Below are 18,465 nucleotides of genomic sequence, written 5' to 3'. Positions count from 1 at the left end.
ATTAGTTCCTACGAAATCTGCGTCCGTAGTAGTCGCCCAGCCGCTCATACCCTTCTTCCAGGGAGATGGCAGGGGACCAGTCCAGGAGTTCCCGGGTGGTGCGCTGGTCGAACCAGTGGGCGGTGGACAGCTGCTCGGCTAAGAAAGAGGTCAGCGGGGGAATCTGCCCGGGGGCACAACGGGCCCAGGCCTTTTCCATCACCAAACCCAGTCCGTAGGCCACGGACGCCGGCAGCGAGTAGGCCGGGGGCTTGACGCCGCAGGCGGTACACATACCGGCGATAATCTCACCGACCGGGCGGGGCTGGCCGTTGGTAACCACCAGGGGTACCCCGCGAATCGCTTCCAGGCGCTGGTAGCCGCGTACGAAAGCGTCCGCCCCGTTATCGATGTAGAGGGTGTCAATCATGGCGGTGCCCTGGTTGAGTAGGGGCAGACGGCCTGCAGCGGCGCGTTCTAGGACGCGCTCCACCAGCTGGGTATCGCCGGGGCCCCAGACAATGTGGGGGCGCAGCACACCCACCCAGAAGTCGTCCGCATTGTAGCTTAGGGCCAGCAGCTCAGACTCGGCCTTAGACCGGGCATAGTTACCGCGGGCCTGGTCGGGGCTAGCGGGCGGGTTACCTTCGCCCACGATGGAGGCTCCAGTGTGGGCTACAGAGGGCGAAGAGGTGTGCAGGAACTTGCCGATACCGACTGTGCGGGCAGCCTCAAGCAGGGTGCGGGTGCCCTCGACGTTGACCTGCCGGTAGTCCTCCCAGTCCCCGACCACAGACACCTTAGCGGCCAGATGGATAATCCCCTGAACACCGGTAACAGCCCGGCGCACCGCCAGCTGGTCGGTGAGAGAACCCTGCACCTGGTCGAAGCGGTCGGCCAGGTGGGCAGGGAGCATCTGGGCGATACCGGAGTCCCCGCGCTGGAAGGCCCGCACAGCATACCCTGCCCTCAGCAGGGCAAAGACAACCTCACGGCCCAGAAGCCCAGAGGCGCCGGTGACCAGCACCCGCTCAGAACGGGCAGGCTGGCAGACCTCGGGGGTGAGCGGACGCAGCGAAACTACCACGCGATAACCCCCTTTCCCAGACGGGCCTTTTTCCCCTGGAGGAGTTGCTCAGCCCAGGCAGCAAGAACCGGGCGGTCAATCTTTGAGTTGTGTCGCACATCGGTGGGGTGCTCAGCAACAACCAGCACAGCCGATACCTCTACACCGGTCTCAGCCAGTACCCGCTCCCGCACCCGCTGGGCCAGGTCAGCCGGAGCCAGGCCGTTGCGGGTCTTCTTGCCCCGGAAGGTGGGGCCAACCTCGGCCACGATCAGGACGGACGCCGCCCCGGCCGGGCCGGTAGCAACAGCGGCTGCCCGGCGCACCTCGGCATCGAGCTCGGCAGCCTGTTCCAGGGCAACCGGGGTGAGTACGCCCTGGGCGGTCACCAGCACGTGGGCAAGGCGGCCCTCAACCCAGAGGCGTCCGCTGGCATCGAAATGCCCCACATCGCCGGTGCGGTGCCAGCCGGGGGTGGCGCTGGAAGCGCGTTCGGTGACCCAGAGGGTGTCGTAGCGGTCCTTGATGTGCGGGGCTGCCACCAGAATTTCACCGGTGATACCGGGCTCGGTGGTGACCTCGGTTGAGGCGGTTCCATCCGGCAGCAGGGGAGCAATCTGCAGGGCTGCCCCGTGGACGGGGGTGCCAACGCAGACACCGCCGCCAGCGCCGAGGAGCCCGGCTGCCGCGTCCTGCTCGGCCTGCTGAATCTGGGCGTAGGAGACGTCGGTGGTGGGCAGGGACTCGGTCATGCCGTAGGGGGTGTGCAGGGAAGCTGCCGGCAGCAGGGTCTGCAGGCGGGCCAGCAGGGGAGAGGTAATGGGAGCCCCGGCGGAGAGCAGGGTGGTGACCTGCCCCAGGGCAGAGCGCTGCTGGCTGCTGAGGCCATCGACGGTCTCGAGCACGTTCATCAGGGCTGCCGGGGAAGCAAAGACCGTGGTTGCCCCGATAGCCTGGGCTGCGGATGCCAGGGCTGCGGCGGTGAGGGTCTTAGGTTTGGTGACGTCCATGGCCGGGGTGACAGAGGTAGCTCCCAGGGCCGGGCCCAGCAGGGCGAAGGGGGCAAAGCCCGCCACCAGACCGCTGCCGGCAGCCAGATCGTAGGTGGCTGCGATGGTATCCCGCATAGCCGCCAGCTGGCGGTGGGTGTAGACCACGCCCTTAGCCGGGCCGGTGGAGCCTGACGTGTAGAGGATGGCGGCGTCCGCATCGGGGTCAGGGTCGGCTACCGCAAAAACCTCGGGGGCTGCAAAGTCATCGACCGCACCCACCACGCCCAGGGCCCGGGCGGCGGCAGCGGGGAGGGAACCGGCTGCAATGCGCTGGCCGGGCCAGCCCAGGGTACGGGCCAGGGTGAGGGCAGCTGGAATACCGATGAGCCAGGACGGGCGGGCCCCCTTGAGCGCGCGCGTCAGCCCCGCAGCGCCCAGGCCGGTATCAGCCACAACAATCACGGCCCCAATCTTGAGGCAGGCGTAGATAAGGGTGGTGAGTTTAATGCCGGGTGGCACCAGCAGATTGACCCGGTCGCCGGGCTTCACCCCGAGCCGGTGCAGGCCAGAGGCAACCCGGTCAACCTCGGCAGCCAGTTCAGCCCACGAGAGCTGGGCGGCTACCTCGGTGCCGTCCCCCTTGCTGCTCATATCAACGATAGCGAGGGTGGGCTCGTCCGCCCGGTCTGCCAGCTCGGCTCCCATGGGGCGGTAATGAGCGGACGCCGGCACCCGGGCAGCGCGCGCGGTGAGGTGGAGGTCCCGCTGGGTGGTGCCGGTGACGAAGTGCTCGGTCAGCCAGTCCAGAATGGGGCTGGCGATGTCTTCGTCTTCGGCAACCAGGTGGCTGGCGGTTTCAAAACGGTGGATATCTGCCTGCGGCAGGCGGGTAGCCAGGTCGGCCATGTAACGGCGCTGAAAGACCGGGTCTTTAGTGCCCCAGAGCATCAGGGCAGGTACATCGAGCTCGGTAATACCTTCGGCAATAGAGACCATAGGGCGATAGCTGGCAGCCGCTTCGGTTGCCGGTATGTCGGCCACGAAATTCCGCACACCCACCCGATGCTCGGCGGTGGTGTAGGGCAGCTTGTAGGCCTTCTTGACCGCAGCATCAAGACCGCCCTGGGCCAGGCCCAGAGTCACGTCGATAAAGGCGGTTGATTTTTCGGTCGCCCAGGAATGCAGAGCCGGGTTGAGGGCCGCCTGTAGGGCTACCGGGATTTTCTCACCGGCGTCATGAAAAACAGCGGTGTTGGTCAGCATGACACCCGAGACAATCTCACGGTGGCGCAGGGCCCACCCCAGCGAGATCAGCCCGCCCCAGTCATGGGCCAGCGTGACAAGGGGAAGCTCGGTAGTATCAAGCCCAAGCGCGGCCGTAAAATCACCGAGGTCAGCGATACGGTCTGAGAGCGAGCGGGTTAGGCCGGTGCGCTCCGAATAGCCCATATCGAGCTGGTCTACCGCTACAATGCGCCAGGGCTGCTCGGCAACAGTGGCGGCAGCGATGACCGACCGCCAGAGATAGGACCAGGTGGGATTACCGTGCACCGCCAGTACGGTACCGACCGGAGTGCGCCCGGCGGCCTCGAGCGCCGGGCCATTATCGAGGTAGTGCCAGCGGCGGCTAGCCCCGGCTTCTTCTACCGGGGCGGACGCGGGCACCTGCACCTGCTGGGACCAGGCAGGGTCAACGCCGGGCCAGAGGGCAGGAACAGGAGTGAGCTGAGAAAACGTCATAGTGGCTCCTACCAGGTGATTTCCATGAGCGCGGTGTTCAGGCCGGAGCCCACACCCATGCAGAGAATACGGTCACCGTCTACGAAGTGGGCGCTTTCCTCAGCCAGGGTCATGGGAAGGGCGGCTGCCGCCACGTTACCCCAGACCGGGAAGGTCATGGGGATGCGCTCGCGGTCGATACCCACGGCCTCAATAATGGCGTTGGTGTGGGCGTTAGAAATTTGGTGGGTTACATAGGAGCGCATGTTGCCCCAGTCCCAGCCGTTCTGGTGGGCTTCTTCCCAGGCCTCAGCGACCAGCTGCAGGCCGTGCTTGAGCAGACCCGCGGCGTCCGTATTCATCCCCTGGTCGGCTTCACCACCAATGCAGAGGTTACGATGCTCGGTTCCCGCGCGGGAGACCGAACCGATAATCTTGTGGCCCGTCGGGTGCAGGTCGGAGCGGCCAATGACGGCGGCCGCAGCTCCCGAGCCCAGGGTCAGGGTAGCGAACTGGGCCAGTACGTCGTCTCGGGTTGAATCGGGGCGGTTGAGCTGGCGCAGGGCGGTAGCGTGCCAGGGGGAGGGGTCCTCACCGTCCACAATCAGGGCGTAGTCGATAGCTCCGGCATCAATCATGGTGGCGGCCACCGTAATACCGTTCACAAAGCCCAGGCAGGCGTTGGTGATATCGAAGTTCAGGGCGTGACGGGGTAGACCCAGGCGGTCGTGAATACCCACGGCCACTGCCGGTTCAAAATTATCGCGGGTGACCGAGGTGTTAATAATCAGCCCGATCTGTTCCTTGCTGATACCGGCCTGGGCGATAGCCTGCTCAGCAGCCTGCACCGCGCCGTCCTCAAAATGCATGGAGGGGCCCCAGGAGCGGCGCTCACTAATACCGGCGAGGCGCTCGAGTAGGCCCTTGGGCATTCTCAGTCGCTTGTAGGTGGCCGCTAGTTGCTCGTCAAAGTAGGAGCTGGTGACGACCTCCGGCGGTAGCACCCTGGTTACCGATAGTAGGGAGGCGTTCTTGTGGCGAATATCTGAATTAGCGGTCAATCTACTCTTCTAGCCTTAGTGCGGATTTGGGTAAGCCCTTATTTGAAGAAACAGGGCACTTTTTCAATAATATGCCCCGGCGGGGCAGGTGCGGTGATTGATGGTGCGGGTTCATCTCACACCGAACAGGGGCGCGGGCCTGCGGTAAAGTGGTAAGCCGACCCAAACCTGTTTTTACCCAACCGATGGGGCCTACCACTATGTACCTAAAATCTTTGACCGTGCGCGGCTTTAAGTCTTTTGCGTCGGCCACCGTGTTTGAGTTTGAGCCGGGCTTGAATGTGCTGGTGGGGCCGAACGGGTCGGGTAAGTCGAACGTGGTGGATGCCCTTGCCTGGGTGATGGGTGCCCAGGGGGCTAAGCAGCTGCGCGGCGGCGCCATGAAGGACGTCATTTTTGCTGGCGGTGGTTCCCGCGGTGCGCTGGGGCGCGCCAGGGTTGAGCTGGTGATTGATAACGAGGACGGCGCCCTGCCGCTGCCTCATGCTGAGATTCGGCTTTCGCGCACCATGTTTTCTGCAGGCGGTTCTGAGTACGAGATTAACGGGGAGCCTGCCCGTCTGGCTGATGTGCAGGACTTACTGGCGGACGCCGGTGTGGGCCGGGAACTCTACACCCTGGTGGGGCAGGGGCAGGTCGATAAGATTTTGCACGGCACCGCTGATGACCGGCGCGAGCTGATTGAGCAGGCTGCCGGCTTGCTCAAGCACCGTAAGCGCCAGGCGAAGACCGCGAGCAAGCTTGATGATTTGAAGACCAATCTTGACCGGCTGGAGGATTTAGCCGGTGAGCTGTCTGAGCAGCTGGAAGGACGCCGGGAGCAGGCTGACGCGGCCCGGGCAGCTAGCGAGGTGGCGGGTCGTGTTCGCAGTCTGACCGCTGATCTTCTGGCTCATGACGCGCGTGCCATGATGCAGGAGCGGGAGGCCGAGCAGGCCGCTGGCCAGCAGGCTGAGGCTGCCCGCCTACGGGCGCAGGAGCGCAGCCGCACCCTCGAGGGGCAGCTGGGGGAGTTGGCCAAGGCCCGGCAGGTAGCCCAGCAGGCACTTGATGAGGCCACCCAGCGCCGTACCTCCCTGAAAGAGGTTGCCCACCTGGTGGAGACGGTTCAGCTGGTGGCCGCTGAACGTTTGTCCGCCTCCCACCACCAGGAAGAAGACCAGGACGCCGCCACCCGCCTGGTTTCGGCTCAGCAGGCCTGTGCCCGTGAGGAAGAAAATCTTGAACGGGCCCGGGAGGCGGGGAAAGCGGCTGAAGAAGAACTTACCGCTGCCCACTCTGCCCTAGAAAAGGCTCGGGCAGAGCAGAGCGCAGCCCGGCAGGCCCTGGCTACGGCCGACCAGCAGGTGCGGGACTATAAGGAGAACCTGTCGCAGCTTACCGCCCAGCTGGCTACCGCCCGCGTAGCTTTTGAGCGAGCCGGTGAAGAGACCGCCCGACGAGTAGCTGAGTATGCCGAAGCTAAAGAGCAGGGGGCTTCAGCCGGTGCTGATACCGAGCGGGCCCAGGCAGCTGTGAACGGCTACCGGGAGCAGCTAGAGCGGGCCGAAGCCGAAGAAGAAAACCTGCGTCGGGCGCGGCAGCGGGCGAGCGAAGCGGTGGAGTCCAGCCGCAAAGAACTGCATCAAGCTCAGGTAAAGCTTCATGCTGCTCAAGCTCGCTGCGAGGCCCTTGAGGCGGCCTGGCAGCATGACGATGCCGAAAGTGGCGATAGTGAAGGTCTCCGCCAGCAGGCCCTGGAGCAGGGAGCTCAGGAACTTATTTCTCTACTTGAGATTGAAGATACCTGGCAGGCTGCTGTGGCTGCTGCCTTGGGCCCCTATCTGAGGGCCCTCACCCTGACGAGCGGTGAGTCCCTGCCCGCTGGAGTAACCCAGCTTTATTCCTTTGAGGGTGAAATTGAGCAGATTGACCTGCGAGAACTATCTATATCTCAAGCTGAGGTTTATCAAGCTCGCCCGCTGGCGGACGTCCTGACCGCACCGCAGGCCCTCAGCCGCGCCCTCGCCGTGCTCACCGCCGATACCTACCTGACTCCCGACGAAGAAGCCGCCCGCGCACTGGTAGCTGCCCACCCGGGCGTCCGCGCTGTGACCCCCGACGGTACCGTGCTAACCGCAGGCTCAACCCTCTACCCCTCCCAAGAGCGGCCCCTGACTGAACGCTACGCTGAACTCACCCGAGCTCAACAGACCCAGCGGGAGCTTGCCCAGCAACAGGAGCAGGCAGAGAGGGCCCACCAGCAGGCCGAAGAAGCACTAAAGGCTGCTCAGGAGGCTGAAAAAGCCCAGGCTCGCACCACCGGTTCACTCACGGCCCAGCTAGCTGCCGCCCGGGCAGACCTTGCCACCCTCACCGGCCGGGCAGAAAGCTCACAGGCGGCCCTTGACCGTCTGCAAGAAGCCGCCACCCGTGCTGAAGAAGCCCAGAAAGAGACCCAAAGGCACGTGGAGGCCGCCCAAGAGGCTCTGGCTCGAGCCCGCAGCACGGAACCCCAAGCCGACAGCGCTACCCTGCGCGAGGCTGTCCGCACCGCAGAAAAAACCCTGGTCGAAGCCCAGGAGGGTAAAACCCTCGCCGAGGCCACAGCAACCTACGCCCGCGAAAAAGAGGAAGCAGCCCAGGCCCGTCTCACCCAGGCCCAAGAAGCCCTTGCTGCCCTCGAAAAGGCTGAGGAGGTTCGTCAGCTGCGTCAACAAGAGGCCGCTGACGCCGGTCGTCGTGCCCGCAGGGTAGCTGCCTGCGCCAAGGCTCTGGCGCTGGCCCTCGAACAGGTGGAGAGTCAGGAGAACGAGGAATACAGCAAGGCCCTGGCCCGAGCTGAGCAGGCCCAGCAGGTGCTCACCGCCACCCGCGAAGAACTGGCCGGTGCCCAGACCTCCCTGGCTGCTGCCCTAACCCTGCAGGCTGAATCGTCGGCCCAGGGCGCCCGCGTTGAAGCCCGCTGGGAAGCCCTAACCCAGCGGATAGATAGCGAATTGGGGCTCAGCCTTGAGGCCCTGCTAGAGAGCCACAAGGCCAGTGACCTGCCCCGGGAGGACATCGAGACTGACCTGGCGGCAGCCGAGGCAGAGCTGGCCCGCCTGGGAGTTATCAACCCCCTAGCCCTTGAAGAATATGAGGCCCTCGAACAGCGCCATAGCTACCTGCGCCAGCAGATTAAAGACATCAAGACCTCGCGGGCAGACCTGCGGGCCGTCATGAAGGATGTGACCGGCCAGATCGAAACCTCTTTCACCCGGGCACTAGCCGATGTGCAGGTGGAGTTCAGTCGAATCTTTGCCCTGCTCTTTCCCGGCGGCCAGGCCGAACTGGTACTGGCCGACCCCAACGACCTTGAGCACAGTGGGCTTGATATCCGAGTGACACCGGCCGGTAAGAAAGTCACCCGCCTTTCCCTGCTCTCTGGCGGCGAGCGCACCCTGGCCTCTTTGGCTCTGCTGCTGGCAGTCTTTATGGCTCGCCCTGCCCCCTTCTATGTGCTGGATGAGGTAGAAGCGGCGCTTGATGACCGTAACCTGGGCCGTCTGCTGGAGGTGCTAGGGCAGCTGCGGGAGAAGTCCCAGCTGTTGATGATTACCCACCACCAGCGCACCATGGCCCAGGCCGATACCCTCTACGGCATCACCATGCGGCAGGGGGTTTCAAGCGTGCTCTCGCACCGCCTGGCGGACTAGGGCAAGCTACTTGCCGGTGTAGCCTTCGTCAGCTATGTCTGCCGGGAACTTGGGGCGGTAGCCGGGGAACCAGCCAATAGCCGCAAGAAGAAGCAGAGCGCCGGCCACGATAAAGGCGGGGAAGAAGCCCCAGGCGTCGATGATAAAGCCAGCTACGAGCGGGCCGACGATCAGGCCGATGTCTGAGACCATCTGGTAGTAGGCCAGGGGCTGGCCACCGGAGCGCTTGTTGCCCACAATATCTGATACAGCAGCCTGCAGGGAGGGGCCGAGCAGGGCCGAAGCAATGCCCAGAAGTACGGCTGCCCCCACAAAGACAACCGGGTTGGTAATCAGGCCAAAGACGATGGTGACGATACCTGCCAGAATCAGCCCGGAAAAGACCATGGGGCGGCGGCCAATCTTATCGCCCATTTTGCCCGAGTAAATCTGGATTAGGGCGTTACCGGCTGCGTAGGTTGCCAGGGTGAAACCTGCCAGCTTGGCTCCGGCAGCGGCGGCATCGTAGCCGGCTTCACCGGCGTGCAGGCTAGCTAGGAGGGCTACGGCGGCGAGGGGAACTACGGTGGACTGTAGGCCGAAGACGCTCCACCCTACCGCCAGGTTGGTCACGAGGGCTGCTTTGAAGTTGGTGAACTTCAGGGCGTCGGCTAGCTTGAGTTCGGGCTTGGGTACGGCGATACCCTGGGTGTTGAGGTTGACCTCTTGCGGCTCGTCCTTGAGCTGGGTGAGCACTACCAGGGCAGCACACAGGAGCATTGCCGCATAGACAAAGAAGGGTACCCGCATACCCAGGGACGAGGCCGCTGCCCCCAGCACGGGCCCCAAAATATTGCCCAGCAGGAAGGACGTAGCAAAGTAGCCCGAGACCTTACCCCGAATCGTCGGGGGTGAGTTGCGCACCAAGATGCCCATGGCGGCCACGGTAAACATGACGGAGCCGGTGCCACCGACAATGCGGGAGGCAATGAGCATGGGGTAGTTAACTGAAAGTCCGGCTCCAATGGATCCCAGTCCCACAATAATGAGGCCCGCCGAGTAGATGCGGCGCTCGCCGAAGCGGGAGATGAGGCGTCCGGACGCCGGCGCGAAAGCCAGGCGCGAGAGGGCGAAGGCTGAGACAACGAAGGTCGCTGCCATGGCTCCCACATCGAAGCTACGGGCAAAGCCGGGGAGCACGGGGGCGACCAGGCCGTAGCCGAGGGCAATGAGGAATGAGGCCGCAATCAGGACCTTGATTTGGGTCGGCACCTTGACGGTTTCTTTGGTGTGGGGCTTTTGGTTGCGGCTTTCCTGCCGTACGGATTCGGGGATGATGGGGATGGCCCCGGTGTCCATGGAGGGGGTGGGGATGTGGTTGCTCATGCGCTTGTGCTCTGCTGCTTCTATGCTGCGTGTATCTGTCTGAAAAGTATCTTAGCTCACAATGCCCGCCGGTGTGGGGTGGCAGTGTGCAGAAGTGCATTCTACTCCCATCGCTGGGGCTGTATGGGGCGGGGAGAATATGGCAAGCTAGAAGGGTGAATGATTCTCTAACTCTCATTGTGTACATACTTCTCGGTGTGCTGATTCTAGGTGGCGTGCTCGCGGTTCTGCTGCGCGGCCCTAAGGCCCCTAAGGAAGGCTACGAGGGCACCCGCGATGCCGATGACCTCCCCGCAGATAGCGCTGACGGGCCGGTCACTACTATCGAGCGTCCGGCGTCCGCCCAGGGCCGTCTGGTGCGTCTGCGCGCCCGACTCTCCCGCTCTAACAACCTGTTGGGCAAGGGCCTGCTGGCCCTGCTGTCCCGCGACAAGATTGACCAGGACGTCTGGGACGAGGTCGAAGAGACCCTGCTCCTGGCAGACCTGGGTGCTGAGCCCTCGGCCCGCCTGGTGGAGGCCCTGCAGCAGCGTGTGCGCGTGGAGGGCACTGAGAATCCCGCCCACGTCAAGCAGATGCTGCGTGAGGAGCTTCTTTCAATCGTGGGTGAAGATACCGACCGCTCCCTGGCATTGGACGGTGCCGACGGCAACCCCGGCGTCGTGCTGGTCGTCGGTGTAAACGGCGTGGGTAAGACCACTACCGTGGGCAAGCTGGCCCGCGTGATGGTCGCTGAAGAGAAGAACCTCCTGCTGGGTGCCGCCGACACCTTCCGCGCGGCAGCTGCCGACCAGCTCCAGACCTGGGGCGATCGCGTAGGGGTCGACACCGTCCGCTCCGATAAGGACGGCGCCGACCCGGCTTCCGTTGCCTTCGAGGCTATCCGCGAGGGCAAGGCCCGCGGCGTCGATACCGTCATGATTGACACCGCCGGACGCCTGCAGAACAAGGCCGGCCTGATGGACCAGCTGGGCAAAATCAAGCGCGTGGTCGAGAAAGAAGCCCCGGTCACCGAGGTGCTCCTGGTCATTGACGCCACCACCGGCCAGAACGGCATGATCCAGGCCAAGGTCTTCTCCGAGGTCGTTCAGATTACCGGCATCGTGCTGACCAAGCTCGACGGCTCAGCCAAGGGCGGCATCGTGGTCGCTATCCAGGAAGAGCTGGGCGTGCCCGTCAAGCTCATCGGCCTGGGCGAAGGCCCCGACGACCTGGCACCCTTCGAGCCCGGTGCCTTCGTTGACGCCCTCCTCGACTAAGGCGCAGCCCGAGTTCATCGAGGAGCCGGGGGAACTGTTTCAAACAGTTCCCCCGGTTTTTTCATGTCCACCTAGAGCGCCGGTAACCTGCCCGTTACTGCCCGAAACACCCCCGTAACCCCTGTTTTCATACCCGCAACACGGGGAGGACACCTGTAACCGGAGCGAAACTCCACGCGCAAGCAACCGAAACACGCGCAGAGAACAATAGAACCTGTCAACACACCAAGAGCCGGTCTACCGGCACACAGGTTTTCTATACGGGTTTTGAAAGGGGTAACAGGCATGGAACTCACCGCCAGTGATGTTTGGACCGTGGTCGCCGCGGCACTTGTTCTGTTCATGACACCGGGTCTCGCTCTCTTCTACAGCGGTATGACGCGAGCCAAGTCAGCACTCAACATGATGATGATGTCGGTCATCTCAATGGGTCTCGTCGGCGTGTGCTGGGTGCTGTGGGGCTACAGCATGAGCGGGGGAGATGCCCTCATCCACGACATCGTCGGCTCACCCTTCAACGATTTTGGCCTATCAGCTACGCTTGCGGACGGCGGCACCAACCTCCTCTCGGTAGCCTTCAGCTCCACCTTCGCTATCATCGCGGTGGCTATCATCTCAGGGTCTATTGCAGACCGCGCCCGCTTCGGGGCCTGGTGCATCTTTGTGCCCCTCTGGCTCACCCTGGTCTACTGCCCCCTGGCCTTCATGGTGTGGGGCGGCGGCCTTTTCGGTGAAGAGGGCTTCATCGGGGCTATGTTCGGCGAAGCCATCGACTTTGCAGGCGGCCTGGTCATTCACATCAACGCCGGCGTCGCCGGTCTAATCCTGGCCCTGGTACTGGGCGCTCGCAAGGGCTTTGGGGAAGACCCCAACCAGCGCCCCCACTCCCTGCCCCTGGTCATGCTGGGTGCAGCTATCCTCTGGTTTGGCTGGTTCGGCTTCAACGTGGGGGCTGCTGCGGACGGCGCCCAGGCAGGTCTGATCTGGGTCAACACCCTTGCCGCCCCGGCAGCTGCCATGCTCGGCTGGGCCCTGCTTGAACGAATCCGCGACGGCCACGTGACCTCCCTGGGTGCGGCGTCCGGCCTGGTCTCTGGCCTGGTAGCCATCACCCCGGCCTGCGCCAACGTTGACCCGGTTGGCGCCCTAGCCCTGGGCTTTATCTCGGGTATCGCCTCAGGCTGGGCTGTGGGCCTCAAGTACCGCTTCGGCTACGACGATTCTCTTGACGTAGTGGGTGTGCACCTGGTCTCCGGCCTCATCGGCACCCTGGCCCTCGGTTTTATCGCAACCCCGGCCACCGGAACCGCAGGTCTCTTCTACGGTGGCGGTCTAGGCCTGCTGGTCACACAGACCGTCGCAACCCTGATTTCTATGGCCTACTGCGCGGTTGTGACCCTGCTGATTGTGATCCCGATTCACCGCACCATGGGCTTCCGGGTCAGCGAGAAGCAGGAGATCCAGGGTATCGACCTGGCCCAGCACGCCGAAACCGCCTACGCCATGTCGAGTGGTACCTCCGGTGCCTTCGCTAAAAACTAGAGGGAGTTCACGCCATGAAACTCATTACCGCTTTGATTCAGCCCGAAAAATTTGACGACATCCGCCAGGCCCTCGAAAACTTTGGGGTCGACGGGATGACGGTCTCAGAAGCCCAGGGTTACGGACGCCAGCACGGACACGTAGAGGTCTACCGCGGCAAGGAATACGACATTCGCCTGATTCCTAAAATTCGACTGGAAATCCTGGCTGACCTTGATCGGGCGGAGGACATCATCGACTTGATCATCGCCACCGCTAACACCGGCAGCGCCGGGGACGGCAAAATCTGGGTGAGCAGCGTGGACGAGGTGGTGCGGGTCCGTACCGGAGAACGCGGCGTCTCCGCCATCTAAACACAAGCGTCCTACAGATCTAGGGCAGACCCACGGTTTCGTGGGTCTGCCCTTACCTTTTGCGGTCTAGCCTGGAGCGCTGGCAGGGAAGGGGTAAGCATGGAGATGAGGACGGCGGCGGGGGAGCGCCGGGTAGACTAGAGGGCATGAAACTTGTCTCCTGGAATGTTGATTCACTCAATGCTGCACTCACCAGTGAGTCGGCCCGTGCCCTGCTCTCTCGCGATGTCTTTGCCTCCATCGCCCTGCTGAACCCCGACGTCCTTGCCCTCCAAGAAACCAAGCTTTCAGCCAAGGGACCCACCAAGAAACATCTCGAAGCCCTCCACACCTACTTCCCCGATTACAAGATCGCCTGGGTATCTTCCGACGAACCCGCCCGCAAGGGCTATGCGGGCACCATGTTCCTCTACAAGCAGGAGCTAGAGCCCACCGTCACCTACCCCCGCCTCTCTGCCCCCACCACCATGGATGCCGAAGGGCGCATGATTACCCTGGAATTTGAGGACTTCTACGTCACCCAGGTCTACACCCCCAACGCTTCAGACGGGCTGCGCCGCCTGCCTGACCGCCAAGCCTGGGACCGCCTCTACGCCGATTACCTTGCCGGCCTGGACGCCTCCAAGCCCGTGCTTGCAACCGGTGACTTCAACGTTGCCCACACCGAAATTGACCTGGCCAACCCTAAGGCTAACCGCCGCTCACCCGGCTTCACCGACGAAGAGCGCGAGGGCTTTACCCATATTCTCTCCCGGGGTTTTACCGACACCTTCCGCCATATGCACGGGGACGTCACCGGTGCCTACACCTGGTGGGCCCAGCGGTCCCGTACCTCAAAGATTAACAACACCGGCTGGCGCATTGACTACTGGCTGGTTTCCAACCGCATTGCCGATAGGGTGCGAGCCTCAGAAATGATTGACTCAGGCCCGCGCCAGGATCACACCCCGATTCTGCTGGACATCAACCTAGCCTAAAGACAAATAACATAACTTACTCAGTTGCCCGAGGCCTCTTTGATATGAAGGGACCTCGGGTTGCTTTATCCCCGATGATTGTTGAACAAATACTCAATTAATATGCGAGAGAACGTGGGAAAGTGTTTAATGTTTTTAAACCTTTCACCAACCAAACACTTCAGTATTGGGGGCTGAAGGTGCGGACGGGGCGAAACTCCCGCGGTATTACAGGAATTCTCATGGATGATTTGTTTCTCCTGTGTTTCAAGGGCACTGCCTGCGACAAATGGGGCGTGTTGGCCAACTTGCTGTGGCGCAAGCGACTAAATATACTCAACTCAATACGTCAGTATATGTTGGGAATCACAAGCCCGACAGTATCTGTAAAGGCTCACACACAATGATCGTTTCTCAGAAAGAGTTCGCCTCATGATCAAGTATCTGTTGAGGCGAGTGGCTATCTACGTCGTCATGATCTTCTTAACGACGACCGGTGGCTACTTTCTCGCCGTCACCTCCCTGAACCCCGCCCTGCTAGAACAGGAACGCATTCCCCGCCCCTCGCCCGAACAAATTCAGCGTAACTTCGCTGCCCTTAACCTCGACCCTTCAATGAGCGCCTGGGAGCGTTACATCCAGTGGTTATCCAACGTTGTTCTTCACTGGGACTGGGGGCGAAGCCCCAACGGCGCCTACATCAACTCTGAGTTCGGTCAGCGCGTTTGGGTATCGACCCGCCTCTACCTGGTAGCCGTCATTCTTTCTCTCGTCATCGGCGTGGCACTGGGCGTTTACTCGGCAGCCCGTCAGTACAAGTTCTCAGACCGCGTGATTACCGGCTACTCCTACCTGGTCTACATCCTGCCTGCTCCCATTGCCTACTTCCTGGTGCAGCTCGGTGCTGTTGCCATCAATAATGCCGCGGGGGAGCGCATCTTCTTTGTGACTGGCATCTCCTCGCCAGGTCTCACACCGGGCAGCTTCGAGTACTGGGTGGACTTGGCAGCCCACTACGTCGTACCTACGTTTTGTATCACGATTATGAGCTGGGGCGGGTATCAGATTGCCCAGCGCCAGTATCTGCTCGACAGCGTCAACGCTGACTTCGTCCGAACTGCTCGTGCTAAAGGCTTGACCCGCAACCAGGCTATCCGCCGCCACGCTCTGCGTGTCTCCTTCATTCCGGTAGCCCAGTCCATCGCCTATACCGTCCCTGCGATCTTTACCGGTGGCTTCTTTGCTGAGGCCATTTTCGCCTGGCCCGGTATCGGTCTTTGGTCGGTCCAGGCAATTGGTGCTCAGGACGTCAACGCGGCGGTAGCCACCCTGGCTTACGGTTCCTTCATCTTCGCAGTTGGTGCGATTATCGCTGATATCGCCACCACCATTGTCGATCCCCGAGTGAGGATCTCATGAGTAATTCACCTTCCATCGATCACAACAACCTCACTGGCATCATCACCCGGGTCGACCAGACCAATGCCGATTTCGAGATTATTAGCAAGAAGAAGATTATCTTCCGCCGCTTTATGCGCAATAAAACCGCGGTTTTTGGCCTAGTCGTTCTGCTGCTGGTGATAGCTTTCGGCCTTTTTGGCGGCTTCCTATCTAAATGGGACACCACTACTATTGACCCCTTCTACATCTCCACCGGCCCCAGCGCCGAACACTGGTTTGGTACTACCAGTGCAGGTACCGACCTCTATGCTCAGATGGTTGAAGCGGTGCGTACCTCGGTCTTTATCGGTCTGATTGTGGGTGGTGTATCCGTCATTTTCGCCGCTATTTACGGCTGCATCATGGCCTACTTCGGCAGCAAGATTGACAAGACCATGCTGTTCGTTCTTGAAACCCTGATTATGGCACCCAGCCTGCTGGTTGTGGCTATCGTCATCAACGGTGCCGGCGGCCAGGCTATCCGCGATAACCTGCCTGGCTGGCTCATTCTGACCATTGTGCTCCTAATCTTCAGCTGGATGTACACAGCCCGTGTCATTCGAGCCATGGCCATGTCGCTGATTTCTCGTGACTACGTCAAGGCAGCCCGCTATATGGGTGTGCACCCCCTCAAGATTGTCTGGCGTCACCTGGTACCTAACATCGGGTCACTGATGGTCCTTGAATTTACCCGCGGCATCACCGCTGCGATTCTGGCTGAAGTGTCGTATACCTTCATCGGTATCGGCGTGAAATACCCCAACTTCTCACTGGGGTCACTCATTGCCCAGGCTTCAAGCCAGATCAATACCCTGCCCTGGATGTTCTGGATTCCGTTGCTGTTCTTCTTCCTGCTGGTTGGCCCCCTGGCCCTGATGAATGACGGCTTGCGTGACGCCTTCGATCCCACCTCCCTGTCCGTTGGCAAAGTTAAGAAAAAGAAGAAGTAAATGAGCACTACACCAGTACTGAGCGTCCGAGACCTCAACGTAAAGTTCAATACTGAAAACGGTATTGTGCACGCGGTGCGCGGCATTGACTTCGACCTGTACGCGGGCAAGACACTCGGCATCGTGGGTGAATCCGGCTCGGGTAAGTCGGTTGCCTCTATGGCTATCATGGGTCTGCACCCTACCACCGCAGATATCACCGGCTCTATCAAGTACAACGGCACCGAGTTGCTGGGTATGAGCGACAAGCAGATGTGCGACTACCGTGGCAAAGAGATTTCCATGGTTTTCCAGGATCCGCTATCATCGCTGACCCCGGTCTTCACTATCGGCCACCAGCTGGCTGAGGTACTCAAGGCCCACAATAAGGGCATGAGCGAAAAGGCTATTCAGGCCCGCTCTATCGAACTTTTGCGTTTGGTAGGTATTCCTTCCCCTGAGAGCCGCCTCAAGTCCTTCCCCCACGAGTTCTCGGGCGGTATGCGCCAGCGCGTCATGATTGCAATGGCTATTGCGAACGAGCCGCGCGTGTTGATTGCCGACGAGCCCACCACCGCGCTAGACGTCACCATCCAGGCTCAGGTTCTTGAAGTCATGCAGAAGGCTCAAGAGGAGACCGGTGCTGCCACCATCATGATTACCCACGACCTGGGAATCGTGGCTGGTATGGCTGACGAAATCATGGTCATGTACGCCGGCAGGGCAGTGGAACACGCCGCAGCTGCCGACCTCTACAAGAAGCCCTCCATGCCCTACACCATCGGCCTACTGGGTGCTGTTCCCCGCGTGGACCGTAAGGAAAAGACCTCCCTGGTGCCGATTGAGGGAACCCCGCCCAACCTGCTCAAGCCTGTGGTGGGCTGCTCCTTTGCAGCCCGCTGCCCGGTAGCTACGGACGCCTGCCTCACCGAAGAGCCTGAGCTCAAGCTCATTGCAGGTACTGGCGAGAACCACCGCTCAGCCTGCCTGTATGCAGAAAAGTTCGTCAACGAACGTCCTGAACAGATGTTCCCCGTACCCTCTATCCCGGTCTCCGCCCTCGACGGCGTACCCCGCGAAGAGCGCGCCAGCGTGCTTGAGGTAAAGGACGTCAAAAAATTCTTCCCCCTCACCAAGGGCGCCCTCATCAAGCGCCGTGTGGGCACCGTCAAGGCAGTCAACGGCGTTAGCTTCGATATCCGTGAGGGCGAGTGCTTCTCGATTGTAGGTGAGTCCGGCTGCGGTAAGACCACCACCCTGCTTGAAATCATGGAATTCTCCAAGGATATCGACGGTGAAATCGTCATCGCTGGTGTCTCCAATAAGCAGGGTCTGCGCGGTTCCGAACTCAACGCCCTGCGCAAGAACCAGCAGATGGTTTTCCAGGACCCAACGGGTGCACTAGACCCCCGCTTTACCGTCTACGAAATTCTGGCTGAGCCCCTGCAAAACCAGGGCTGGGCCGTCAAAGACATCAAGAAGCGTGTGCTTGAACTGATGAAGACCGTCGGGCTGCAACCCGACCACGTCAACCGCTTCCCCAACCAGTTCTCCGGCGGCCAGCGCCAGCGTATCGGTATCGCCCGTGCGCTCGCTGTTAATCCCAAACTGGTGGCTCTTGACGAGCCAGTCTCGGCTCTCGACGTATCGGTTCAGGCTGGCGTCATCAACCTGCTGGAGCAGCTACGGGTGGAGTTGGGTCTGAGCTACCTGATGGTGGCACACGATTTGGCCGTGGTGCGCCACGCCTCTGACCGGGTGGCTGTGATGTACCTGGGGCGTGTGGTTGAGATTGGTGATGTGGACGAGGTCTTTGATAACCCCGTGCACCCCTACACCAGGGCTCTGCTCTCTGCTATTCCCGTGCCCGACCCCGAGGTGGAGGCCAATCGTCAGCGTATTGTGTTGGAAGGTGACCTACCCACCCCCGTCAACGCACCGGAGGGCTGTGCTTTCGCTACTCGCTGCCCCATCTTCAAGCTACTTCCCGAAGACAAGCAGAAGAACTGTACCGAAAACGTCCCCGTATTGAGCGTGGCAAGTGAGGATCATAAATACGCCTGTCATTATCCTGAACACGAAGTTGCTATGAGCTAAATTACTTGTATAGTATGTAGTCGGCATCAC

12 protein-coding genes are annotated in these 18,465 nt (G+C 61.5%); 8 read left to right on the top strand and 4 right to left on the bottom strand.

Features of this window, described 5'->3' with window-relative positions; all coding sequences use genetic code 11:
• Position 1: 1 nt before the first annotated feature.
• From L6758_RS03175 to L6758_RS03165, 3 genes are read right to left on the bottom strand one after another with little or no spacing between them, the layout of a single operon-like run.
• Positions 2 to 1,066: an NAD-dependent epimerase/dehydratase family protein gene (locus L6758_RS03175; protein ID WP_237218606.1), complete on the bottom strand. Its 1,065-nt coding sequence runs from the start codon at positions 1,064 to 1,066 to the stop codon at positions 2 to 4.
• Entirely contained in the window at positions 1,060 to 3,777 is a 2,718-nt protein-coding gene (locus tag L6758_RS03170) for an alpha/beta fold hydrolase (RefSeq protein ID WP_237205816.1), read from the bottom strand. The genes L6758_RS03175 and L6758_RS03170 overlap by 7 nt, the downstream gene beginning before the upstream one ends.
• 8 nt (positions 3,778 to 3,785) lie before the next feature.
• Complete coding sequence (locus tag L6758_RS03165) at positions 3,786 to 4,817, bottom strand: 3-oxoacyl-ACP synthase III (RefSeq protein WP_237205815.1); 1,032 nt, start codon at positions 4,815 to 4,817, stop codon at positions 3,786 to 3,788.
• 200 nt (positions 4,818 to 5,017) lie between these two features.
• Here L6758_RS03165 and smc point away from each other — a divergent pair, with 200 nt between their 5' ends.
• Positions 5,018 to 8,494 (top strand): chromosome segregation protein SMC, encoded by a 3,477-nt coding sequence (gene smc / locus L6758_RS03160; RefSeq protein WP_237205814.1) that lies wholly within the window; start codon positions 5,018 to 5,020, stop codon positions 8,492 to 8,494.
• 6 nt (positions 8,495 to 8,500) lie between these two features.
• Here the strand turns inward: smc and L6758_RS03155 are convergent, their stop codons facing one another.
• Positions 8,501 to 9,859, bottom strand: a complete 1,359-nt coding sequence (locus L6758_RS03155) for an MFS transporter (protein WP_237205813.1) — start codon at positions 9,857 to 9,859, stop codon at positions 8,501 to 8,503.
• A 155-nt stretch (positions 9,860 to 10,014) separates the two neighbouring features.
• On the opposite strand from L6758_RS03155, the gene ftsY reads away from it, so the two are divergent.
• The 7 genes from ftsY (at position 10,015) to L6758_RS03120 (ending at position 18,435) form a co-directional block, all read left to right on the top strand.
• On the top strand, positions 10,015 to 11,118 hold the full coding sequence (gene ftsY, locus L6758_RS03150; RefSeq protein ID WP_185174532.1) for a signal recognition particle-docking protein FtsY: 1,104 nt from the start codon (positions 10,015 to 10,017) through the stop codon (positions 11,116 to 11,118).
• A 285-nt stretch (positions 11,119 to 11,403) separates the two neighbouring features.
• Positions 11,404 to 12,660, top strand: coding sequence for an ammonium transporter (locus tag L6758_RS03145; RefSeq protein WP_237205812.1), 1,257 nt, complete (start codon positions 11,404 to 11,406; stop codon positions 12,658 to 12,660).
• A gap of 14 nt (positions 12,661 to 12,674) precedes the next feature.
• Positions 12,675 to 13,013: a P-II family nitrogen regulator gene (locus L6758_RS03140; RefSeq protein ID WP_237205811.1), complete on the top strand. Its 339-nt coding sequence runs from the start codon at positions 12,675 to 12,677 to the stop codon at positions 13,011 to 13,013.
• A 146-nt stretch (positions 13,014 to 13,159) separates the two neighbouring features.
• On the top strand, positions 13,160 to 13,990 hold the full coding sequence (locus L6758_RS03135; protein ID WP_237205810.1) for an exodeoxyribonuclease III: 831 nt from the start codon (positions 13,160 to 13,162) through the stop codon (positions 13,988 to 13,990).
• A gap of 411 nt (positions 13,991 to 14,401) precedes the next feature.
• Positions 14,402 to 15,388 carry an ABC transporter permease gene (locus L6758_RS03130; RefSeq protein WP_237205809.1) on the top strand — a complete coding sequence of 329 codons (987 nt, stop codon included), beginning with the start codon at positions 14,402 to 14,404 and terminating at the stop codon, positions 15,386 to 15,388.
• Positions 15,385 to 16,359 carry an ABC transporter permease gene (locus L6758_RS03125; RefSeq protein WP_237198595.1) on the top strand — a complete coding sequence of 325 codons (975 nt, stop codon included), beginning with the start codon at positions 15,385 to 15,387 and terminating at the stop codon, positions 16,357 to 16,359. The genes L6758_RS03130 and L6758_RS03125 overlap by 4 nt, the downstream gene beginning before the upstream one ends.
• Positions 16,360 to 18,435, top strand: a complete 2,076-nt coding sequence (locus L6758_RS03120; protein WP_237205808.1) for a dipeptide ABC transporter ATP-binding protein — start codon at positions 16,360 to 16,362, stop codon at positions 18,433 to 18,435.
• Positions 18,436 to 18,465 lie beyond the last annotated feature (30 nt).

Origin of the sequence: Rothia nasimurium, from assembly GCF_928382285.1 — a bacterium.
In the GTDB taxonomy this organism is placed as follows: Bacteria; Actinomycetota; Actinomycetes; order Actinomycetales; family Micrococcaceae; genus Rothia; species Rothia nasimurium_E.
This window is presented reverse-complemented; position numbering and strand designations above follow the sequence as displayed.